22 protein-coding genes are annotated in these 20,784 nt (G+C 51.5%); 13 read left to right on the forward strand and 9 right to left on the reverse strand.

Annotated features, from left to right (window positions below; all coding sequences use genetic code 11):
- Positions 1-406 precede the first annotated feature (406 nt).
- The 7 genes from ACE99V_RS10550 (at position 407) to ACE99V_RS10580 (ending at position 8,508) form a co-directional block, all read left to right on the forward strand.
- Entirely contained in the window at positions 407-1,453 is a 1,047-nt protein-coding gene (locus ACE99V_RS10550) for an ArsR/SmtB family transcription factor (RefSeq protein ID WP_400491040.1), read from the forward strand.
- Positions 1,446-2,672: an MFS transporter gene (locus ACE99V_RS10555; RefSeq protein WP_400491041.1), complete on the forward strand. Its 1,227-nt coding sequence runs from the start codon at positions 1,446-1,448 to the stop codon at positions 2,670-2,672. Before ACE99V_RS10550 ends, ACE99V_RS10555 begins: the two co-directional genes overlap by 8 nt.
- 75 nt (positions 2,673-2,747) lie before the next feature.
- A complete protein-coding gene (locus ACE99V_RS10560; RefSeq protein ID WP_400491042.1) occupies positions 2,748-3,692 on the forward strand; it encodes an AAA family ATPase in 945 nt (314 codons plus the stop codon).
- Positions 3,689-4,882, forward strand: coding sequence for a DUF58 domain-containing protein (locus ACE99V_RS10565; RefSeq protein WP_400491043.1), 1,194 nt, complete (start codon positions 3,689-3,691; stop codon positions 4,880-4,882). Before ACE99V_RS10560 ends, ACE99V_RS10565 begins: the two co-directional genes overlap by 4 nt.
- Entirely contained in the window at positions 4,872-6,188 is a 1,317-nt protein-coding gene (locus ACE99V_RS10570; RefSeq protein WP_400491044.1) for a DUF4129 domain-containing protein, read from the forward strand. Before ACE99V_RS10565 ends, ACE99V_RS10570 begins: the two co-directional genes overlap by 11 nt.
- Before the next feature lie 188 nt (positions 6,189-6,376).
- Complete coding sequence (locus ACE99V_RS10575) at positions 6,377-7,027, forward strand: Crp/Fnr family transcriptional regulator (RefSeq protein ID WP_400491045.1); 651 nt, start codon at positions 6,377-6,379, stop codon at positions 7,025-7,027.
- Between the two features lie 116 nt (positions 7,028-7,143).
- Positions 7,144-8,508, forward strand: coding sequence for an MFS transporter (locus ACE99V_RS10580; RefSeq protein ID WP_400491046.1), 1,365 nt, complete (start codon positions 7,144-7,146; stop codon positions 8,506-8,508).
- A gap of 64 nt (positions 8,509-8,572) precedes the next feature.
- Here ACE99V_RS10580 and ACE99V_RS10585 read toward each other — a convergent pair whose 3' ends face one another.
- The 7 genes from ACE99V_RS10585 to ACE99V_RS10615 form a co-directional block, all read right to left on the reverse strand.
- Positions 8,573-8,998, reverse strand: a complete 426-nt coding sequence (locus ACE99V_RS10585; RefSeq protein WP_400491047.1) for an acyl-CoA thioesterase — start codon at positions 8,996-8,998, stop codon at positions 8,573-8,575.
- 98 nt (positions 8,999-9,096) lie between these two features.
- Positions 9,097-9,924, reverse strand: a complete 828-nt coding sequence (locus tag ACE99V_RS10590; protein WP_400491048.1) for a PaaX family transcriptional regulator — start codon at positions 9,922-9,924, stop codon at positions 9,097-9,099.
- Positions 9,925-10,026: 102 nt separating this feature from the next.
- The gene (locus ACE99V_RS10595) at positions 10,027-10,311 is read right to left on the reverse strand and encodes a hypothetical protein (RefSeq protein ID WP_400491049.1); all 285 of its coding nucleotides are present in this window, start codon (positions 10,309-10,311) and stop codon (positions 10,027-10,029) included.
- Positions 10,296-11,324 (reverse strand): thiamine pyrophosphate-dependent enzyme, encoded by a 1,029-nt coding sequence (locus ACE99V_RS10600; RefSeq protein ID WP_400491050.1) that lies wholly within the window; start codon positions 11,322-11,324, stop codon positions 10,296-10,298. Before ACE99V_RS10600 ends, ACE99V_RS10595 begins: the two co-directional genes overlap by 16 nt.
- On the reverse strand, positions 11,321-12,559 hold the full coding sequence (locus ACE99V_RS10605; RefSeq protein WP_400491052.1) for a phenylglyoxylate dehydrogenase: 1,239 nt from the start codon (positions 12,557-12,559) through the stop codon (positions 11,321-11,323). The genes ACE99V_RS10600 and ACE99V_RS10605 overlap by 4 nt, the downstream gene beginning before the upstream one ends.
- Positions 12,559-12,855, reverse strand: coding sequence for a 4Fe-4S binding protein (locus ACE99V_RS10610; RefSeq protein ID WP_400491053.1), 297 nt, complete (start codon positions 12,853-12,855; stop codon positions 12,559-12,561). Before ACE99V_RS10610 ends, ACE99V_RS10605 begins: the two co-directional genes overlap by 1 nt.
- A 6-nt stretch (positions 12,856-12,861) precedes the next feature.
- Positions 12,862-13,437 (reverse strand): 2-oxoacid:acceptor oxidoreductase subunit gamma family protein, encoded by a 576-nt coding sequence (locus ACE99V_RS10615; RefSeq protein ID WP_400491054.1) that lies wholly within the window; start codon positions 13,435-13,437, stop codon positions 12,862-12,864.
- Positions 13,438-13,621: 184 nt separating this feature from the next.
- Between ACE99V_RS10615 and ACE99V_RS10620 the strand changes: the two genes are divergently transcribed.
- The gene (locus ACE99V_RS10620; protein ID WP_400491055.1) at positions 13,622-14,245 is read left to right on the forward strand and encodes a Crp/Fnr family transcriptional regulator; all 624 of its coding nucleotides are present in this window, start codon (positions 13,622-13,624) and stop codon (positions 14,243-14,245) included.
- A gap of 44 nt (positions 14,246-14,289) precedes the next feature.
- On the opposite strand, the gene ACE99V_RS10625 is transcribed toward ACE99V_RS10620, so the two are convergent.
- On the reverse strand, positions 14,290-15,240 hold the full coding sequence (locus ACE99V_RS10625) for an LLM class oxidoreductase (protein ID WP_400491056.1): 951 nt from the start codon (positions 15,238-15,240) through the stop codon (positions 14,290-14,292).
- A 206-nt stretch (positions 15,241-15,446) separates the two neighbouring features.
- Entirely contained in the window at positions 15,447-15,749 is a 303-nt protein-coding gene (locus ACE99V_RS10630; RefSeq protein WP_400491057.1) for an ArsR/SmtB family transcription factor, read from the reverse strand.
- A gap of 93 nt (positions 15,750-15,842) precedes the next feature.
- On the opposite strand from ACE99V_RS10630, the gene ACE99V_RS10635 reads away from it, so the two are divergent.
- The 5 genes from ACE99V_RS10635 to ACE99V_RS10655 all read left to right on the forward strand — a co-directional run bounded on the left by ACE99V_RS10635 (position 15,843) and on the right by ACE99V_RS10655 (position 20,612).
- Entirely contained in the window at positions 15,843-16,763 is a 921-nt protein-coding gene (locus tag ACE99V_RS10635) for a DMT family transporter (RefSeq protein WP_400491058.1), read from the forward strand.
- Positions 16,764-16,908: 145 nt separating this feature from the next.
- On the forward strand, positions 16,909-17,982 hold the full coding sequence (locus tag ACE99V_RS10640) for an ArsR/SmtB family transcription factor (protein ID WP_400491059.1): 1,074 nt from the start codon (positions 16,909-16,911) through the stop codon (positions 17,980-17,982).
- 2 nt (positions 17,983-17,984) lie between these two features.
- Positions 17,985-18,794 carry an ABC transporter permease gene (locus tag ACE99V_RS10645; RefSeq protein WP_400491060.1) on the forward strand — a complete coding sequence of 270 codons (810 nt, stop codon included), beginning with the start codon at positions 17,985-17,987 and terminating at the stop codon, positions 18,792-18,794.
- Between the two features lie 16 nt (positions 18,795-18,810).
- Positions 18,811-19,800, forward strand: coding sequence for an ABC transporter ATP-binding protein (locus ACE99V_RS10650; protein ID WP_400491061.1), 990 nt, complete (start codon positions 18,811-18,813; stop codon positions 19,798-19,800).
- Positions 19,797-20,612: an ABC transporter permease gene (locus ACE99V_RS10655; RefSeq protein WP_400491062.1), complete on the forward strand. Its 816-nt coding sequence runs from the start codon at positions 19,797-19,799 to the stop codon at positions 20,610-20,612. The genes ACE99V_RS10650 and ACE99V_RS10655 overlap by 4 nt, the downstream gene beginning before the upstream one ends.
- The last annotated feature ends 172 nt before the right edge of the window (positions 20,613-20,784 follow it).

Below are 20,784 nucleotides of genomic sequence, written 5' to 3' on the forward strand. Positions count from 1 at the left end.
ATACTACGGTATGGGGAACGCCGTGACAATAGACTTAAATTGTCGAACACTCCCTGTCTTTTCTGGTAGATTCGACCCAGACAGACATGGCAAGTCAGCTTTGCCGCTTACTCGGGAATGACGCAGCCTGCCATGCGATCGCGAAATTCTTCACGTTCATTCCTCCACATTCTGATTTTCATCATGTTCACGATGTCACACATCTGAAGATAAAAGGGATACACTCTCACCTTCAATCTCAAAATACTTTCAATTGTCTCCCATTCAATATGTCAATGGGGAGGTCAGCCCGTTGAGGCAATCCCACCCAAAAGTAATTCGAAAAATATAGAATATTTCATTCGAATATGATAGCATGATGGCAGCATGATCTGGAAAGGGTTGGATATTCGTGAGAGTATTGGACATGACATACGGACGTACCACCTATCGCGTCGAATTTGCTTGTTCGCCGTTGTTCGAAACCGCTTTGGGCATTGCCGCCGCCACTTATCCTCAGATCTATCCCACTTTGGAAAAACCCGCTTCCTATTGGGAGCAGATGATCACGGCTCTGCCTCCCGCGATCCGAAGTGAAGTTCATTACGCACAGAAGCACAACACCTGGAAAACGCTGCTGCAGCTTTTGCAGCAGGAGGCCTTCGGCGACCTCGGAACCTTTCTCGACTATGTAAAACAGCTCGATCCGGTGGAACTCCGCAGGCACTCACTTCCTTACCTCGGCACCGCCATGGAGGAAACCAGAAGCGAGGCGGCCGGTGGAGACCGGGATTCAGCGGAGAAGCTGATCCGCTTTTGTCGGGGACACAAATTTTTCCCCGCCTATATCCGTTTTGTCTCGGAGGCGGATGTGGAAGAACTGCGCCGCCACCTGACTGTGCTGATGGAGGGCTGGTACCGGACACATGTGGAGCCGATGGAAGAGGACCTGCGTCGAATTCTGGAACGCGATGTCGATCAAAAGCAAACGATGCAGTCGAAGCTTTCCCCGGAAGACCTGGTGGAGTGGGCAACGGGCGGCATTCAGTATCCGCCGGAGCCCGGTGTGATGCGCGTTCTGCTGATTCCCCATGCAATCTATCGCCCCTGGAACATCCAGGCCGATGCCGAACAGACGAAGATCTTCTATTTTCCCGTCAGCGACGAGAGCCTGTACGGGGAGATCGACCCCTACCGTCCGCCGCAGATGCTGGTGCAGTCTCTAAAAGCACTGGGTGACGAGCATCGCCTTCGCATCGTACGACTGTTGGCGGAACAGGACCGCAGCCTGCAGGAGCTGAAGGACAAGCTTGCCTTGGCCAAGTCCACCGTGCATCATCATCTCTCCATGCTTCGCTCCGCCCAGCTGGTCACCGTCTCCGGTGACAAATACGCGCTCAAACCGGCAGCGCTCGATCGGCTGCCTGCCCTCTGGCAACGTTTCCTGCAGCGCCCGGAGACTGACCATGCATAACCGGCTGTTTCGCAATCCCTCGTTTCTCGCCATCTGGGCGGGACAGGCCGTCTCCGAGCTGGGCGGCAGTCTCGGCACGGTCGCCAATGGCTGGCTGGTGTTCGAACTGACCGGCTCAAAAGCGGCCGTCGGCGGCATGTGGCTGGTCTATTTTCTGCCATCCCTGCTGGTTCAGCTGGTCTCGGGTCCCTATCTGGATCGCTGGAACCGCAAGCGGGTGATGATGGTTTCCCACTGGGTTCGGGGTGCGATGTTTCTGCTCGCGTTTTTTCTGTTGTCGCTGCCGTACACCGGTACCTGGCCGCTTTACCTCGTTTCGCTGGTAAACGGTTTGGTCCAACCGCTGTACGTGCCGGCCAGTCTTGCCTTTTTACCATCCGTGCTGCCGAAAGAACAGCTCACCCCAGCAAATGCAGCACTGGACGGTACCCTTCGCCTGATGATGATCGTCGGTCCCCCGGTTGGAGGCTTGTTCATCTCCTTATTCGGCGGTCATGCTTCCCTTTTTGCCGTTGCTTTGGCCTACGCGTTCAGCGGAGTCCTTCTGCACCTGTACCAGGAGCGTGCCGAAGGAGAGCCGGTTCCTTCGAAAGAGCCGTGGGCCGCGCAGTTTATGGCAGGCATCGGTGTGTTCAGGGAGCAGCCGACGCTCCTGTGGCTGGGGATCTTCCTTTCGTTTGTGCAGTTTGCCGTCGGCATTACCATGGTACTGAATCTCCCCTACGTGGTCGACGACCTGCAGGGAACCTCGTTTCACTACGGATTGTTCATGGCAGGATACCCATTGGGCTACTTTCTGGGCTCTCTCGTGGTCGGAAGCTGGACCATCCGAGTGAATCGGCGCCGCATCATGATGGGTTCGCTGCTGTTGGGCGGATTGTCCTTTGTTGCCTTGAGTCTAACCCATCAGGTGTGGCTGGCCATCATGATCGAAGTTGCCGCCGGTGTCGTCGCACCGTTTTTTCACGTGCACAGCACCAGCCTGTACCAACGGAGTGTCCCCAACCATTTGCTGGGCCGGGTCTTCTCCGTCCGGCTGCTGATCATCCGCATCACCATGCCGCTCGGGGTGTGGCTCGGCAGCCAATTCGGCGAATCTCTCGGGGTGCGTCCCATTTATACGGCCATGGGGCTCTTGATTTGCACGGTTTCACTGCTCGGCATGATGCTGCCGTACTTCCGTTTTTTGCAGGAGGAAAACAATATAAAAAATTGTTAAAATTTAGCGAAAACTAGGATGGAACACTTATAATAGACTCTATCTGAATTTTATGAAAGCAAAGGAGTTGCCGCTATGTCTCATCATAACGTTCAAGCCCTGATGGAAGCCGTCAATCGCGTGGTTGTAGGAAAGGAACAGCAGGTTCGCCTGCTGGTGGTTGCCCTCCTGGCCCGCGGTCATGTGCTGCTGGAGGACCTCCCCGGCATGGGGAAAACCGTTTTGGCCAAGTCGCTCGCCCAAGCGATCGGCGGAACCTATAACCGCCTGCAGTTCACCTCCGATCTGCTGCCGTCCGACGTCGTCGGCCTGCACTACTTCAATCCGAAAACCAACGAATTCGAGCTGCGGCGCGGACCGGTGTTCGCCGATGTGCTGCTTGCCGATGAAATCAACCGCGCCACTCCCCGCACGCAATCCGGCCTGTTGGAATGCATGGAAGAGCGTCAGGCGACAATCGAAGGCGTGACGCTGCCGCTCCCGCGTACGTTGCTGGTACTGGCCACGCAAAACCCGATTGAATCGGAAGGCACCTATCCGCTGCCGGAAGCGCAGCTGGACCGCTTTTTGTTCAAGCTTTCACTCGGTTACGGAACGCGGGAGGACGCCCGGGAAATTCTTCGCCGCTTCCGCGAGGCGTCACCACTGGAGGCAATTCAGCCGGTCATCAGCGTTGAGGAGATTGCCTCCATCCAGCGAGAGGTGCAATCGATTCACGTCAGCTCCGCAGTAGAAGACTACGTGCTAGATTTGACGGAGGCTACCCGTAAGCACAAGTCAGTCGAAGCGGGCATCAGTCCGCGGGCGATGCTGGCGCTGGTTCGAGCCGCCCAGGCCTTCGCTTATCTGGAAGGCCGCCGCTATGTACTGCCTGACGACGTCAAGCAGGTAGTGCCTGCCCTTTGCACACACCGGATCCGCTTGACAATGGAGGCGGAGCTGCACATTACGGAGCGGGAAGTGATCGAGGAAATCCTCCATACCGTACCTGCCCCGGTAGAAGGTGCGTTCAGCAGATGAGCACGCGGCAGACGTTTCACGTACTTGGCAGTCTGTTTTGCCTGTTCGGATTTGTTTCCGGCAGCTGGTTTCTCTGGCTGTTCGGCGGATTTTTCTTTTTCATGACCGAATTTCACCGCTGGTGGCTGAGGCGTCTGCCGCACTTTATTCACGTCGAATGGGAGGCAGAGCAAAGCCGTGTCATGCCCGGCACCCCTGTCACCATCACCGTGCGGATGACCAACCGCTCCTGGCTGCCGCTGCCTTACAGCCGCATCCGCTTTGCCCTGCCCGAACACGTCACGGTGGAAGGAGCGGACGAAGCAAAGCCAAGCAACAAACAAACGGTTGTGCAGCTTTGGCTGAGCCTGCCCCGCCGCCGGCAAATCGAGCGGTCCTTTACGCTTACACCGCACCGTCGCGGCGTGGTGTGGCTGACGGAAGTCCATGCCGAACTGATCGACCTGTTTGCGAATGAGGATTGTTCGGTACACCTGCCCATCGCGTTTTCCCTGCTTGTCTACCCGCTGCCGCTGCCCATCCCGCCGCTCTCTCTGGGTGAAACGGAACCGTTCGGACGCCGCCTCTCCCGGCAGCGGCGGCAGGAAGACCCGACCTTTCTTCGGGGGATACGCCCTTACATGCCGGGAGACCGGCTGAAGAACGTCGACTGGAAAGCAAGCGCGAAGACCGGCGGCTTGCAGACGCGGCAGTTTGAGTTTACCGCCCATCCCCGCTGGCAGGTGGTGGGACACATCCTGCCGTCGTTCGAGCCGTTGCAGCAGCGGTACAACGACGAGACGAACGAGCGAACCATCTCATACCTGGCCGCTGTTGCCGTCCATTGTCGCCGCCAGTCGCTTCCCTATGAACTGCTGCTCAACGTGAAGCAGCGCGGCAAAGAGTTTTTCCAACTGACAAAAAGCAGCGGGAAGGCTCATCACGTTCACGTCATGACGCAGTTGGCCCGCTTGCATCAATACATGCCGACTCAGCTCTTTGGAGTGCTTCGACGCTTGGAACAGACGCAGCAGCGGGAAACGGTGCTGGTCGTATCGCCGCGGATCGATGAAGCTTCTGCCGAAGCGATGCGACGTCTGGTCCGGCGGGGCCATACCGTCGTCCTGCTGGACCTATCGGGTGATCAGGCCGTGTACCGACGCATCGAGCCCACGCCTGCAGGAACAGGAGGGATCTCCCGTGAGGGCTAGCTTGTTCTTTCGCTGCATGCTGGCGTTTTGCCTGGAATCCCAACTGGTGGCCGGAGCGCTGTTACTGCTCGGCTGCCTGCCTGCCAGCTTTTTCGATGTGGCCGTCTTTTCACTCGCTGCAACGCTGCTCCTCAGTCTCGGCGGCTGGCTGTACCACGGCGGCGGCAACAGTATCGTGCTGCATCTGCTGCTCTACCCGCTGGTGGCCGCCATCGGCGCGCTCTGCACCTGGGTGTTCGACTCCTGGGCAATCGGACTGTTGCTGGCCGGCCTTTTCTTCTGGCGCGTCCATACGGTAGTCACGATTCGCCTGTACCACCACGACCTGCTTCGGCGATTTATCCTGGCCATGTTCGGCTACATCTTCAACCTCGTCTACGTCGTGATGTTTGTCTCGCTGTACCAAAGCGACGTGCCTGACTATCAGGAGTTTTTTGCCATGCTCACCCTGCTTGTCGGCAGCTATATCGTCGTTGGCTGGGGAGAGTTTCTCACACGGGAAAAGCCGCCGGGCGTCTCGCTTCCGCCGACGCTGCTGGCCCGGCTTGGCGGGCAGCTGCTGGCCGCAAAAGCGCTGCTTACGGCTGCCTATGCGACGGCTGCAGGACTGGTCCTGACGCTGCTCGTTTTCCTCTGGTCGCTGATCAAACAGCCGTTTGGAGATCTCCTGTACACGCTTTTCTTGCCGCTGCTGGAGCTAATCGCTTACCTGGCGGCCAGACTCTCCGGCGTGCTGGGAAAAGACGACCGGTTCCACAACTTGAACAACGGAGAGGGGTCAGGTGAACAGTTGGCGGAAGAACTGGGCGGAAGCGGCGGAGAAACGCTCTTTTCGATGCTGCAGCCGTACTTAGCCGCGGCACTGGCCATTGCTTTTGTCTTCTGGCTGGCGCGGAAGATTTGGCTTCGCCGCTTCGTTGCCGACAAGAAGGAAGAGACTGTATCAGCCACACTGTCTACAGCTACTGTCTTTGCACTTTCTCCGGCGGAACCGGTCTCAGCTGGCATCGGCAGCCGTCTGCGCAGCCTGTTCGATGAATGGTTCGGCCCAAAAGACGACCGTGTCCGCTACCTGTACTATCAATTTTTGCGATACATGGCGGCTCAGGGCATCAAGATCGAAAAACACGAAACAAGCCATGAGTTCCTCAACCGGGTGTCGCAAGTCTGGTCAGACCAAGCCCGAATCCAGTTGGCCGTTCGCATTACCGACTGCTACGAGCGCTACCGCTACTATCAGAAGCCGCTTGCCGAAGAGGAAGTCGCCGCGTTGGAAAGCTGCCTGAAGCAGCTTCGCGGAAAGTAAAACGATACAAACGGGACGTGTACCGGGAGTCCTGGTCGTTGTGAACGATCAGCCCGAACACGTCCCGATTCATTTCAAACGCTTTTTGTTTTTCAGATAATTCCCAATATACGTTATTCATTTTTTCGTTTTAAAAACGTATAATAAAGGCAGATCATCATTCCCTTATGAGATGGCGAGGTGCATTCATGATTACCAACTTGGATTATAAAGATCAGACGATGGATGAACTTTGGCAGCCTTTTATGAAACACGGGGAACGTTTATTTATGAAACGAAACTCCATTATTTATTCACAAGGCAAAACGGGATCAGGATTTTATTACTTGCACAAGGGATTAATCAAGATCGTTTCCATAAAACCTGACGGGAGCAATAAAATTCTTGATGTTCATGGACCAGGAAAACTGTTTGGTGAACAAGCTGTGGATCAGAAGCCCTATTTTTCAACAGCGATCGCCTCTGATGATTCCATTCTCTATTACTTCACCAATCAGCGTTTTAAAGAACTGATATTCTCTTCCCCTACTTTCCTCAATCTCTTTGTTGATTCCATTATCCAGAAAATGCGCATTCTTACCGAAGAGATCATGCTGAACGTATTCACAGCGGAACAACACATTGCCTTCACTCTGCTGAAGGTGAGACAGGTCTGCAAAAATGACCGGATTTCCCTGACCCAACAAGAACTAGCCAACTATACAGGGCTAACTCGAATCACCGTTTATAAAATTCTAAAAAAATGGAGAAACGAACAGGTTATCGATATTCAAAATCGGATGATCCATATTAAACAACCCGATGTACTCTTGCGATATACGGGTGATCACTTGCTTTGAGCCTCTCGTCGATTATTTCCAATCAAACGTTAAATGGTTAATATATTCAAAATTCATATTATTCCATAATTACATTCGTAAGCGCTTTCACAAAACATTCGAGAGGAGTTGAAAACATGAGCAGGAAAGAAACACACCGCTCACATGACGATCTGGCATTGACTGGCTCGGCCTCAGTTAACGCCAAAATCACCGAGAAGACGCACACTTCAACCTCTTTAACCGCACTTGTCGTAACAATCTGTTGGTTCTGTATTTTATCCGAAGGCTACGACTTGGGCATTTACGGAGCCGTACTTCCCAAGCTGTTGGAGTACAGTGAGTGGTCGATGACTCCCGTCCAGGCCGGGGCGATTGGAAGTTATGCGTTGATTGGAATGCTGTTGGGAGCCGTTCTTGTTGGTACACTTACCGATCTGATTGGACGAAAATGGACCCTTATCTCATGCTTGACCCTGTTTTCCGTTTTTATGGGCTTTGCGGCGATGGCGACCTCTCCTGAGATGTTCGGCTTGCACCGTTTTATTGGAGGACTTGGACTGGGCGGCGTGATCCCCACGGTTTCGGCTCTTACCATTGAATATTCGCCTGAGAAACGTCGCTCCTTGATGTATGCAATCATGTATACGGGATATCCATTAGGCGGTGTGCTGGGAGCCATCTTATCCATTTATTTGCTGAATGATTTTGGTTGGCGATTCATGTTTTGGCTGGGAGTACTCCCTATTCTCGCCGTACCTTTTATCATCAAATTCTTGCCTGAATCAATCAATTTCCTGATGGCTCGCAACAGAAAAGAAGAAGCAGAGAAGATTGCGAGACGCTATCAGATCTCTTTGGAGTCCATTGACTCCACCGAAAAAGAAAGCGCTTCTACCGCCAACAAGTTAACCGCACTTTTCACTCTCTTTTCGAAACAGCATATCAGAGCAACACTCCTGTTCTGGATTGCCTTCTTCAATGGTCTGTTAATGATCTATGGATTAAACACCTGGTTGCCGAAAATGATGATAAAAGCCGGCTATCCTCTCGGCTCAAGCTTATCGTTTCTGCTTATGCTCAACTTTACTGCTGCCATAGGTTCTTTGCTGGCTGGTGTAGCAGCCGACCGCTGGGGTTCCAAACGGGTCATTACCCTCTCTTATATCCTCGCCGCGGTTTGTATTGCGCTTCTTAGCATCAAATCCTCACTGCTGGCCGTTTACGCGCTGGTTGGTGTCGCCGGTTTCGGATCCATCGGGACTACGTTGATTCTGAATGCGTACATCTCGAAATACTTCAGTTCAACAACACGGGCAACCGCACTTGGTTGGGCACTCGGGTTCGGCAGATTGGGCGCGATCTCCGGTCCGATCCTTGGCGGTTTGCTGATGTCATGGCAGTTGGATCAAGCGTGGAGTTTTTATACTTTCGCCATTCCCGGGTTGATCGCTTCGCTTGCCGTTTTCTTGATACCGAAAAACCAGGAGAAGCTTATCTAAAAAGAGAAAGGAAAGCATGGATCCTCGATCAGGATCAAATGCTTTCCTTTTTCATTTCCAACATTCAGACTTTTGGCGCCGCGCTGCCTGTGAGTATCTTTCGAACTTCATCCGGAATGGGCAAAGCCTTCAAGTTTCCAGCTTCATCAAAATGCACCCACCCCCGCAATTCGTGTCCTTTTCCTGTCAGTTCATCGCCTCTGTATACTTCATGCTCCAAGCGGAATGTTTTCTCGTTCACTTCCACCAGTTTGGTTACCACTCTGATTTCATCGTTAAAATAGAGCGGTTTACAAAAACGGCATCCTACATCCAAAAGGGGCAATCCAATTTTTTGTTGGGACATGAGTTCTCTTGGCGGCAGACCGATTGCGTTAAACATTTCAAGGCTTCCATTGTTAAACCAGTTAAAGTAATTGGGGTAGTAAATAATCCCAGCCATATCCGTATCTCCCCAGGTTACCTTCGCATGCATGGAATGCTCGAGCATGATACCCCTCCATATATACATTATTGTTACTGCCGTTTTATTCTTACAACTTATATCTCTATTATATAGCGCCTGCGAAATGGGAAACCGTTAAGCATTTAACGTTCCCCGGAAGCTGCCATTCTGTCATTGCGCACTTGTTTGTAGAATTGCATCGCACCCGGAGTGAGGGCTTGATACATTTTGCGGAAAAGATGACGTGCGTCTTCCCCTAACCAGTTCATGGGTAACAGCTCTAATGGAAGTTGTGGATCAATGTGCAGGAATTTCCGATATTCGTGGACAAGCATTACCCGTTCCGCAAAGGTTTTACATGCATCCCATTTGTCGTGTTCAGCACAATAGGCTTGATACCGCGGTTCAAATTCCTCTATAAATCCCCTGTATTGTTGATTGATTCCATCCAAATCCCATGCTTGTGAAACAAGCGTTTGATAGGGGCCAGGACCAACGTGTTTTGATTCAAACATTTGAACATAACTTTCCAATTTATGTTGTTTTATCAATCTCCTAACCGGTTCAAACAAGTTGTATGGCGAAATCCACGTTCCAGGCATGACCTGGCCAAATCCAAGCCACGTGATTTCCTTGCGCAGTTGGTCGCGCAGCTGTCGTTTTTTCTCCGGTACAGAATAAATGAGGACTCGCCACCATCCATCCCATTCAACAACGTCCGATTCACGAAACGTCCTGCGCAAGCCTTCATCCATTTTCTCGATTCCTTCTTCGGTTAACAGGTAGTACATTTTTCCATCTTTTTTCTTGGAAATGACGATTTTCTGATGCCTCATGCGAAAAACAGCTGCTTTGATCGCTTCCTCTGTGAAGTGAAGCGTTTCCAGCAATCTGGTTAGTTCCGCCATGGTAATCATTCCGTCATCTTTGCGAATGAAATCGCCAAAAATCGTAAAAAATGCAGACCTCACTTGCACCCGCTACGTCACCACTCTTTTCCCGTTCGGTTTAAAACAAATCCCCCCTTAATTCGGCTATCTAAGGAGGGTTTTGCTGTTTATTGGTTCATTATGTTAGTTTTTTAACCATTTGACAAACTCTTCCGGCCCCATCGTTTTCATTTTGTTCTCGATTTCCAGTTGTCGATACCATGCCGCTTTCCGTTTTTTGCCGAAGTATTCCTGGTGGATGATCTGGCCGGTATGGTCTTTGACAAACAACGTTGTTTTTCCCAATCGAACGGCATCACCTGCGCGAAACAGCCTTTCAAACAGCCATACAAACGGTTTTCTCCATGCATGAGAGGTCGCCTCAATCTCCACCTGGTACGTTGAATGGTTGTTCATGAGTTTTTGCATAAATTTTTCAACCTCTTGTAATTATAGTCTACCATTTCTTGCAGAGAGGCGATTTCTTCACTGGTCAGGTGTGCGTACTTCTGCATGGAGCGGGTGTACTCTTCGATGGGTCTGCGTCTTTTTACTTCGTAGGTCAGCCGAAACTTCCCGTTTTCACATTCCCAGAGCGGATACAAGTTCGTTTCTACGGCAAGTCTGCCTACCTCAATCGTTTTTTCCGTCGGGAATTTCCACCCGGTCGGACAGCCTGAGTACAAGTGAATATAGGACATGCCGTTTTTCACCTGCATCGCTTTTTTCAGCTTCTCAATATAATCCGGCAGATAGGAAGGGTTAGCCGTCGCTACATAAGGAATCCCATGTGCGGCCATGATCATCGGCATATCTTTTCCTTTCTGAGATTTCCCCCTTCCCTTGTCGCCCACGGGCGTGGTTTGTGTCCAAGACCATTTTGGCGTCGTTCCGCTTCGTTGAACGCCTGTATTCATGTAGGCTTCGTTGTCGTAACAAATATAGATGATGTTTTCGCCGCGTTCCGCCGCACCCGACAACGATTGGAAACCGGCGTCCGCTGTTCCGCCGTCACCGGCAAACGCCACGACATGAACATCGCGCCCTTCCCGCTGGTATTGACGCTTGATTCCGGACAGCATCGCCGATGTGTTGTCCAGCAGCGGAAAGAATACCGGTATTTTGGTTCCCGATCCACCCTGGAATCCTACTACACCGATCCCTCCCATACAGCCCGGGGGAATGGCGAGGATGGTGTTTGGGCCGAGAACTCTGAGCGTTGTTCTTAGCGCCAGCTCCGCGTGACAGCCAAGACAGGCTGAATTTCCCGGCGACAACAAATCCTCCACTTTTGTGATTTCCTTGTACGCTTCTTTTATTTTCTTTTCTTCACGAAAAATGAATCCGAATCGCTTCTTCGTAAAAAACGCATCATTCTTCACCAATGTAGGTTTTGCGCCGCTTGGTATTGTCGAATAGTTCTTGCTGTCGGGTGTACTCATGAACGGATTCCCTCCTTTTCGGGGCGTTCTTCTTTGTCAAAGAGCTTCTCTATCTCAACCTTGTCCAGCCCGAACCAGGTAACGTCCTGATACGTGCCGCCTTCTGCGACATATTGCGTGATCACAATGGCCTCTTTGATTTGGTCAAGTGTGACATCCGATCCGCCTAACCCGCCGATAAAGTCAATCGTGGGGGGCATTCTTAGCCCGCCAAACGACATTTTCAATTCCAGGTAGCTGGTTCCATATCCCCACGCAAAGGATACGTTGCGATCAATGCAGCCAATCGCTTTCACGCGAGAGAGCCAGTGGCGGACTTCCTCAACCGGGAATGGACGCAGCACGCGAATCCTGACCATGCCTACTTTAATGCCATGCTCCCGCATTTCATCAATCGCTACTCTCGCTGTACCTGAAGGGCTCCCCATACAGACGATGGCAATCTCGGCATCCTCCATTCGATAAAGGTCGACCATTCCGCCATGATCTCGGCCAAAAAGCTCCAGCCACTCCTTGCGAACTTCTTCGATCACTTTTCTGGAATGATTCATCGCCGTCACTTGCTTGTGTCTGAATTCGGTAAGCATCGGTCCGGCTGTCAATGGGTCAACAGACATCGGTGCATCCGGATCCAGCTTCACATGCGTAATCGATGGTTTCGGCAAAAATTGGTCAACCATCTCCTGATCCGGTATCTCTACTCTTTCTGCCATATGGGAGAGAGAGAATCCGTCATAACAGACATTGACCGGCAACAAGACATTTTTGTTTTCCGCAATTTTATAGGCTTGAACAACGGAGTCCAAAACCTCCTGATTGCTCTCACACCAGATTTGGATCCATCCGGCTTCCTTCACGGTTACCGCATCCTGCTGCCCGCCCCAAACGGTTTGCGGCGAAATGACTTCACGCGTGACCAGCGCCATCACGATCGGCAAACGCATGGTGCTGGTTCGAAGGTAAGGTTCATACATCAGCGCCAGTCCCTGGGAGCTCGTGCCTGTAAACGTTCGGGCACCGGCAAACACGCCGCCCTGGAGCACACTGAGTGCCGTATGCTCGCTTTCCACTTCCACCAGGTCGGCATCAATTTCCCCATCCGCAACAAACGTAGCCAGGTACTCCACAAGTGGTGTTTGCGGCGTAATCGGATACGCTGCCATAAGCGATACACGGGCAAGCTTGGCACCCCATGCCGCCGCTTTATTTCCGTTTAACACATCAATTTTGCCCATTATTCTTCACCAACTTCTTCGTACATGGTAATGGCATTTGCCGGACACACTTCCGCGCAAATTCCGCAGCCTTTGCACCAATCCAGATTGGTATCGTAATGCGTGTTCAGCTCCAATTTGCATCCTACGGGGCAATACATGTAACAGGCGGAGCACCGCTTGCACAAATCCGGATCCGTTACGGGCCGTTGATAACGCCATAACCCGGTATTCACTACATACAGTCCTTTTCCGACAGATGCCACGTCATCTCCGGTCAACTTGTACAGTTTATCCGGCACCTCATGCTTTCCCATTTCACATCACTTCACTTTCTGTAGAGGAATCGTCCGCTTGGTGATTAGCACTTCGTTGAAACCACGTTTCACTGCCTGTAAATTTTTCTCCACAATTTTTTGGGGGAAGTATTCCGCAATACACGCAGTGAGCGAATCCAGTTGAACCAAGCCTGTTGCTGAAGCAAACGCTCCCAGCATGATGGTATTTGTGATCGGAGCGTTGAAAACGTCCAGTGCAACCCGATTCGCATCGATGGTGGCCAGAATTTCAACATTCCCCGGAATCTCTTCCAGCGTAATTTTTTTACGGGAATTCAAGATGGCGAATCCGTTTTGCTTCATTCCATGAAAGACGGGAATTTGAGTAGTCAACGTCGCGTCCAGAACGATAATTCCGTCGGGTTCGTACACCTGCGTCCTTTCACGAATGGGTTTGTCATCCAGTTTTACAAAAGCCTCTAACGGCGCTCCGCGACGTTCAAATCCATAAGCAGGAATGGACTGACCGTAATTTCCTTCACGAACGAGAGCGTGACATAACAGCTCCGAGGCCATTACTGCTCCCTGTCCGCCGCGGCCATGAAACCGTATTTGTTTCATCCTTTCACCCCTCAGCAAGTTTCTGCAGCTCGTATGAGTATCGTAATAAAATTTTCATTATTGCGAATATTAACCAGTTTACATTTCTCCCGTTTATTTCTTATGGAAGGTAATCATATTTTTTTAGAGAACTTGTCTAAAAGAACGAATGCCATAATGATCACGTTTTGAAAGGATGACAAAGATGCAGGAAAGCAGGTATGCTTTTGAGCCATTCTTGTCATGGGGGCAAAGACGGTGCTACAAGAAACACGCCACGGTGTTTTGTCAGGGGGAATTAGGCAAGGGATTCTATTACTTGCATGATGGAGAGATCCATATCCGATTGGTTTCAAACAAAGGGGACGAAAGAATCATTGATTTTGTTTCTCCAGGAGAGCTGTTAGGAGAACAAGGAATCAAAAAAGAACCCTACTTCACAACAGCCCTTGTTACAAAACCCTCCGTTCTCTACTTCTTTTCTGACGAAGCCTTCCAGCGTTTATGTCAAGAGCATACGGAAGCCGCAGATTTATTAATCAATTCCCTCATCCAAAAACAGCGTTACCTTGCTGAAATCGTTTCGATTCAAGACAATCCGGTCGAACAACAGTTGGCTTACTTTCTGTGCAAACTGTTCAAAAAGCAGCAAAACGAGACAATCGTCATCAATCAAACGTCCCTTTCCCTCTATGCTGGCACCTCGAGAATTACCGTATATAAAATTCTTCAGCAGTGGGAAAAGAACGGAATTGTCACCGTGTCCAATCGAACAATCCGGATCCATCACGTAGAGCAGCTGCATGCCATTATGAACGCTAAAAATTGAAGTCCAGCCATCGCGGCTGGACTTTTGCCTGTTATATCACAGAGTCACTCCCCGGCTAATGCAGGAAAGTGCGGAAGAACTTCTTCCCCTATTTCTTCAATCACTTCCTCAGCAGGGCGCTGGCCATATTTTACGTTGAGGATCACATGATTGACACCCGCATTTTTCAGACTCTCCAGGAATTGAATGAGAGGATTGCGCCCGATTCGGAACCCTAAATGAATGGGGACTGGCTCATGATTCGGGTCTTCCGTCAAATCTACATACAGGGACTGGCTGAATGGTTTAAACCGATCGGTAAGAGAGCGCCAGTTTTTAATCAGTTCCGTTTGGAATTTCAGGTGTCGGGGATAGTACAGCCAGCCGTCACTGTTCTCGGCTATCCATTCAGGGGACTGAGAGCTGTGTCCGGTTACCAGCACCGGAATGTCGAATAGACGCGGTTTGGGCAGCACGTCCCCATTCCACAGTTGGACCCGCGGCGAGCTGACAGCAGGAAATTCCTCCTCCCATACTTTTTTCATGACCATGATCGATTCCTGAAACAAGGCGCCGCGCTCTTCGGGGTCAACAGAAAAAGCTGGAAATTCGACAGGTCGATCCCCCGTCGCCACCCCGAGAACCAGGCGTTCGCCTGATATCTTGTCGATGGAAGCGGCTGCTTTCGCCACATGCAGCGGATGCCGCAAGGTTAAAATGACACTCGCGGTCCCCAATGCAATGCGCTCTGTATGGGCGGCCAAATACCCCAGATAGACCCAGGGATCATAGATTTGGCCGACATCGCCGAAATGGGGGTCATACAACGGAACATCCCTGACCCACAATGCAGCAAAATTTAGCTCCTCTGCTCTTTTGGCCAGTTTTATTTGCTTTTCCAGGTTCATTTCCGGAATGCTGCCCTCGTATGCTTCCAACGGAAAGAACAATCCGAGTGTCAGATGATTTTCCTGAAACATGCGTGAATATCCCTTGTGCTTATCAAACCGGTTCATGATTGTCCTCCATATCCATATTTATAAATATCTAGATTTATCAATATGATAATCGAAAAAGACGCGAGTTTCGAGTCCAAAAGTGTAAGCATGCTACGTTACTACCATGCCCCATTCGATTTGCTTTTATCGATTTGGCATTTTCATCCCTGTATGAGAAAAGGCTGAATCATGTTTGATGAATGACATGATCCAGCCTGGATTTCCTAAAGCTTGTGTTTGATATACTCCGCTATTTTTTGAATGTTTTCTTCGTTTCTTTTGTAATAGGTCCATTTTCCTACGCGATGGGAAGTAAGCAAACCCGCTCTTTCTAATTTCAACAGAAAATGAGAAACTGTAGATTGTGAGAGTCCCACTTTATCGTGAATGTGACTCACACACACCCCGATTTCCTTCATATCACCACTTTCTTGAGGCGGAAAATGTTTCTCAGGCTCTTTTAACCACTCTAAGATCTGTAACCGGGTTTCATTTGAAAGTGCTTTACATACATCCAAGATATCCATACATAAACTATATCGCTTTTTATCAATATGTCAAAATCGTAGAAAAAGAAAAGCGTCGATTCCCTGATCGGACGCGAGGAGGGCGGGAACTGTATGGGGGCATTCCGGATTTGGCTGATGTTGATCTTGTGCAACTTGTTTTGGGCGGGTAACTATGTGTTTGGAAAGTACGTGATCGCGGAGATGACACCGCTCTGGATCACATTCTCCCGTTGGCTGTTGGCCTTGTTTTTCTTGTTTCCGATCGCTTGTTTTTTTGAAAAGCCGGACTGGAAGGCAGTACGACAGGCGTGGATTCCGCTGGTCGGGATGGGGGCACTGGGGGGGATCGGTTACAACCTGGTTCTTTATTCAGCGCTCCAGTATACTTCGGCAACGAATGCGGCCCTGGTCAGCGCCTTGAATCCTGGCGTGATCGTGTTATGTTCCGTCTTTTTGCTTCGGGAGAGAATTTCCGGAATACAAGTGTCGGGGGTTGTTCTTTCGCTGTTTGGCGTACTGGTGATCTTGACACAAGGGAAACTGGGTCAAGTCTTTCATACCGAGTATAACACCGGCGATTTGTACATGTTGGCGGCGGTTATGATCTGGACATTTTACTCCATCCTTGGCAAGCGTCTTGCCATTCCCCCCATCACCGCTACGGCTGTATCGACTCTTTTTGCGACGCTGATGATGGCTCCTTTTGCCCTCGCACAAGGAATCGATATGGCGAACATCGGACCATTGGCTGTGACGGGAATTATCTACATGGTCATTTTTCCGTCTGTGTGTTCGTTTGTTTTCTGGAATTTATCCGTTCGTGCGATTGGAGCCAGCAAAGCAGGAGTCTTCCTTAATTTGATTCCTGTATTTACAGCTATGATCAGCATGATCCTGGGCGAAAAGATTACCGGAGCACAAGTCTGGGGCGGATTGCTCGTCTTTCTTGGCGTGTATTTGACATCCGGCATGCTGGATCGAAAATGGGGAGGTCGCACGCAGGATCCTGCCCTGAAAGCAGAGAGCAATTAAATACGTGCTGTATCCTATTCAACCACTCCTGTACAAGGGTGGTTTTTTTGTTGACAAAAAGTTCCTCCCCCCGCATAATATCTCTACTTTTGCCAAAAAGAAAAATGAATGAACCATTTGGTTAATCGAGAGAGGAGGTGTAAGCATGCACGATCTGCCGCTGTGGCTCAGAAAACATGTCTCCGTCATCTATCTGCCCTGCTACGAGTTTTTTCTCAGCCTCCACGTGCTGGCCCAACCCGAACATCATACGTCGCGGCACTCCTGGGCAAATGAAATGCTGGAGAGCTTGCCGCCAAAACTTCGCGAAGAGCTCGCCTCCTTCAGTACCATGTCCGGCATCTTTTTCGACATCATGGATCCAATCGTGCCCTGGCAGGAATCGTTGTTCCCGTCGGTAGAAGCAGGGCTGGAGCTTTACGAGAAAATGCCTGCGGCAGAATTCGTACAGGCGATGATGGGGCCGGTCTATCACCCGCAGCAGATTGACGCCTGGATGCAGGGACGGACAGACGAGAAGTTTGAGCAGCTGAAACCGGAACACCGGGAGCTGATCCGCAGGCCGTTGGCGACGCGACGCGCTTTTCTCGATTTCTGTTATGAGTACCTGCCCTATTTTCAAAAAGAGCAGCGCCGCATCGAGCCCTGGCTGATCCGCAGCGTCCATGAATCACAGGAAAAGCTGCAGCATGATCCCGTCGGCTTCCTGGAAGAGATTCATCCCCGCCTTCACGTGCACGATGCGTTTCTGCAATTCCACAAGGCGAGGACCTACACGTTTTTCTATCGGGAGCTGAAGCACATCTATGTGAAGCCGACTACCTTTGTCGCCCCTCACCTGCTTTTGGGCATATACCCGGGAGACCGAATATCTGTTGCCCTGCATGTGGACGTACCGGGAACAACGGCGAGAGCCACGATCCCGAACGATTTTATTGCCAAAATGAAGGTATTGGGCGATCCCACTCGTGTCGCGATCCTGAAATCACTGCTGGAACACCCCTACTGCATCCAGCAGCTGGCGGCACTTCACGGCATCACCGAACCGGCTGTCACCAAGCACATCAAGCTGCTGGCCGAGTCCAACTTCGTCTGGAGCGAACGGCGCGGTCGTTACGTTTTTTACCGCGGCATGCCCTCCCGTCTGGAGCAGTTGGCCGTCGACATCCACGAATTTATCGACATGCCTGATCCCACCCTGTCTGAGAGGAGGAAGTAACCTTGCTTCACGTTGCCAAAGCCACATTGATCCGCAACACCATCGTCATGTTTCGCGCCTACCCCTGGTCGTTTGCCATCGGCCATATTTTAGCCGGGACTTATACGGTCATGTTCGCCTACTTCGCCTATACCTACGTCTTCGCCGGCAGCCTGGATGAACGCTTTATCCACTTTGCCCATTCGGAGGATTACCTCACCTATGCGATTTTGGGCGGTGCCATCTATTCACTGGCGGTGTCTACCCTGATGAACGTAAGCCGCTCCCTCATTACGGAACTGCGCGAGGGCACCTTGGAAGCGCTGCTCTTAACCCCTTCTTCGCGAAAAGGCTACTTCCTCGGCAACGTCACCCAGCAGGTGATGCGAACCGTGTTTGAATTTTCCGTGATTATCGGCTTCGGACTCTTTTTCGGATTGTCGCTGGAAAAGACAGATGTGCTTGCCGCGGTTATCATCTGGTTCCTTGCGACCGGCGCCTTTTTCTGCCAGGCGCTCTTGCTCGGCACGCTCATGCTTTACTTCCGCGACACCTATATCACGCAAAATACCCTGTTTGTCGTGATGGCGTTTGTATCCGGTGTCACATTTCCCGTTCCCTACCTGCCGGAATGGCTGCAGCCGCTCAGTCTGATCATGCCGTTGACCCCGATGCTGGAGGCCTTTCGCGGCAGCGTCATCCACGGCCACGGACTTCTGGAAAACATGCCGCAGTTCATTCATGCAGGTGTGCTGTCCGTGATCTACCTGGTTGTCGGAACATTCGGGATTCGCCGCATGGAAAAACGGATTGTGGAATCCATTTTTGGATAGGAGGCTTTGATTACAGATGTTCATCGTGGATCAAGTAAGCAAGGTGTATCGCACAAAAGAGCGTAAAGGTTTCTTCAAGCGAGAGTGGAAGGAAGTGGAGGCTGTCACCGACCTCTCTTTTCACATGGAGCCGGGGAAGATCATCGGTTTGCTCGGAATCAACGGGGCCGGGAAGACGACGACGATCAAGATGTGCGCGACCCTGTTGGAACCGTCAAGCGGCTCCATTAACGTAGACGGGTTGGATGCGGTCAAGCACGATCGCCAGGTAAAAGCGATGGTAAACATGATCGCCGGCGGGGAGCGGATGCTGTACTGGCGGCTGACCGGCAGAGAGAACCTCGTCTACTTCGGCAGCTTGTACGGCCTTACCGGCGAGTCTCTTGCCGCCCGGATCGCGCAGCTGTTAAAGCAAGTGGGTCTGGAAGAGGCGGCAGACACTCCTGTTGAACGGTATTCAAAAGGGATGAAACAGCGTCTGCAAATCGCCCGCGGGTTGATCAACGATCCGAAGTACATCTTTCTCGACGAACCGACGCTTGGTTTGGACGCTCCGATCGCCAGACATTTGCGCCAACATGTAAAGGAGCTGGCGACGGAACAGGGCAAAGCGATTTTGTTGACCAGCCATTACATTCATGAAGTGGAGGAACTGTGCGACGAGGTGTACATCATCAACAAGGGAAAGCTGGTTGCTCACGACACCCCGGAAAAGCTGACAAAATCACTGTTTAAAGAGAGCACGCTGCGGGTGACGGTACCGTTTTTGCCGGAGTCGCTTGCACGTGACCTGCACCATCTGACACGCAGCGAACGAGGCAGATGGGAGACGGTTGAACTGCCTGAATCGGCCAGCGTCGAACTGGTCTTCCGCAGTGAATCCGACTTGACCACAGACGTAATCGCTGCTCTCGCAAAGAATCATATTCCTGTCCTGCGGCTTACAACGGAGCAGCCTTCCCTGGAGGACGTCATTCTCCATCTGGCAGAAAGGAGATCAGCATGAAAGAGTGGCTCCATCTGCTTTGGGCGGAGATGAAAAAAGAGCACCGCAATTCCTTTCACAGTCACTTTATCTACTTTAGCCTGCTGGTTTGGCCGGTGATCAAGTTTGTTACCGCCTACTACTCGTTTCTCCCGTTTCAGCTGGGGCAGGGTTCGCCCTTGGGACGCTTCATTGGGCTTGACCAGCTGGCCCTCTTTTTGCTCACCGGCTACCTGGGCTACATCTTCTTCTGGTGTCTGGTGCAGTCGGCGTGGCAATTGAGCTTCGAACGCCAATCGGGAACGATGGAGATGATCTTCATTACCCCGGTCAACCGTTTGACGTTTATTTACGGGCGCTCCCTTTCTTCGCTCGTGGAGGGCGTCTGGCTGTTTTTTACCTTTTCGCTCCTCGGCCTGTTCTTCATCGACGGGATCCGGGTAAGCAGCTGGGTAAGCGTTCCCCTCGCCTTCTTCATCCTGTTGCTTTCCGCCGCGGTGTGGGGCGGCTTTCTCACCGTGCTGTTCCTCTTTTCCCGGGATTCCAGCTTTCTCTATACCGTACTGGATGAGCCGATGCAGATTTTCGCCGGGGTAGGCATTCCGCCGCTTGCCTTCCCCTTCTGGGCAAAAATCATCTCCTTCTGCTTCCCGCTAACCTATGCGCTGCACATGGTTCGGAAGCTGCTGATGGAGGGAGCTTCGCTGTGGGAACTGGGCAGAGATCTTGGGTTGCTCGTCGCTGTTCTTGCGTTGCTGGTGCTGATCTCCGCTTTTCTGCTCAGACGGGCGGAACGGCACATGAAGCAGACGGGCAACATGGTGTTGTATTAAACTTCCCGGTCAATGTCGTGCTGCTGCCTCAGGAGGTTTGGTGGAGATAGGAATATGAAACGACTGTTTAACCAAGCACCCCCCTGGACGCCTCCGGGCACAGGTCTCGGAGGTGGCACAGCCCGCATGCGATCCGACCAAGCCCCGAACGGAATAAGCGGCAAAAAACAAC

The organism is Brevibacillus soli (assembly GCF_044759095.2).
GTDB lineage: Bacteria > Bacillota > Bacilli > Brevibacillales > Brevibacillaceae > JBIYSM02.

Bases quoted from the DNA above. Each gene is read 5' to 3' on its own strand.
- ACE99V_RS10625 (WP_400491056.1), bottom strand. From the start codon at position 15,240: ATGAACCGGTTTGATAAGCACAAGGGATATTCACGCATGTTTCAGGAA.
- ACE99V_RS10600 (WP_400491050.1), bottom strand. From the start codon at position 11,324: ATGAGTACACCCGACAGCAAGAACTATTCGACAATACCAAGCGGCGCA.
- ACE99V_RS10565 (WP_400491043.1), top strand. From the start codon at position 3,689: ATGAGCACGCGGCAGACGTTTCACGTACTTGGCAGTCTGTTTTGCCTG.
- ACE99V_RS10610 (WP_400491053.1), bottom strand. From the start codon at position 12,855: ATGGGAAAGCATGAGGTGCCGGATAAACTGTACAAGTTGACCGGAGAT.
- ACE99V_RS10595 (WP_400491049.1), bottom strand. From the start codon at position 10,311: ATGCAAAAACTCATGAACAACCATTCAACGTACCAGGTGGAGATTGAG.
- ACE99V_RS10640 (WP_400491059.1), top strand. From the start codon at position 16,909: ATGCACGATCTGCCGCTGTGGCTCAGAAAACATGTCTCCGTCATCTAT.
- ACE99V_RS10560 (WP_400491042.1), top strand. From the start codon at position 2,748: ATGTCTCATCATAACGTTCAAGCCCTGATGGAAGCCGTCAATCGCGTG.
- ACE99V_RS10635 (WP_400491058.1), top strand. From the start codon at position 15,843: ATGGGGGCATTCCGGATTTGGCTGATGTTGATCTTGTGCAACTTGTTT.
- ACE99V_RS10655 (WP_400491062.1), top strand. From the start codon at position 19,797: ATGAAAGAGTGGCTCCATCTGCTTTGGGCGGAGATGAAAAAAGAGCAC.
- ACE99V_RS10605 (WP_400491052.1), bottom strand. From the start codon at position 12,559: ATGGGCAAAATTGATGTGTTAAACGGAAATAAAGCGGCGGCATGGGGT.
- ACE99V_RS10615 (WP_400491054.1), bottom strand. From the start codon at position 13,437: ATGAAACAAATACGGTTTCATGGCCGCGGCGGACAGGGAGCAGTAATG.
- ACE99V_RS10575 (WP_400491045.1), top strand. From the start codon at position 6,377: ATGATTACCAACTTGGATTATAAAGATCAGACGATGGATGAACTTTGG.
- ACE99V_RS10585 (WP_400491047.1), bottom strand. From the start codon at position 8,998: ATGCTCGAGCATTCCATGCATGCGAAGGTAACCTGGGGAGATACGGAT.
- ACE99V_RS10580 (WP_400491046.1), top strand. From the start codon at position 7,144: ATGAGCAGGAAAGAAACACACCGCTCACATGACGATCTGGCATTGACT.
- ACE99V_RS10620 (WP_400491055.1), top strand. From the start codon at position 13,622: ATGCAGGAAAGCAGGTATGCTTTTGAGCCATTCTTGTCATGGGGGCAA.
- ACE99V_RS10550 (WP_400491040.1), top strand. From the start codon at position 407: ATGACATACGGACGTACCACCTATCGCGTCGAATTTGCTTGTTCGCCG.
- ACE99V_RS10650 (WP_400491061.1), top strand. From the start codon at position 18,811: ATGTTCATCGTGGATCAAGTAAGCAAGGTGTATCGCACAAAAGAGCGT.
- ACE99V_RS10555 (WP_400491041.1), top strand. From the start codon at position 1,446: ATGCATAACCGGCTGTTTCGCAATCCCTCGTTTCTCGCCATCTGGGCG.
- ACE99V_RS10630 (WP_400491057.1), bottom strand. From the start codon at position 15,749: ATGGATATCTTGGATGTATGTAAAGCACTTTCAAATGAAACCCGGTTA.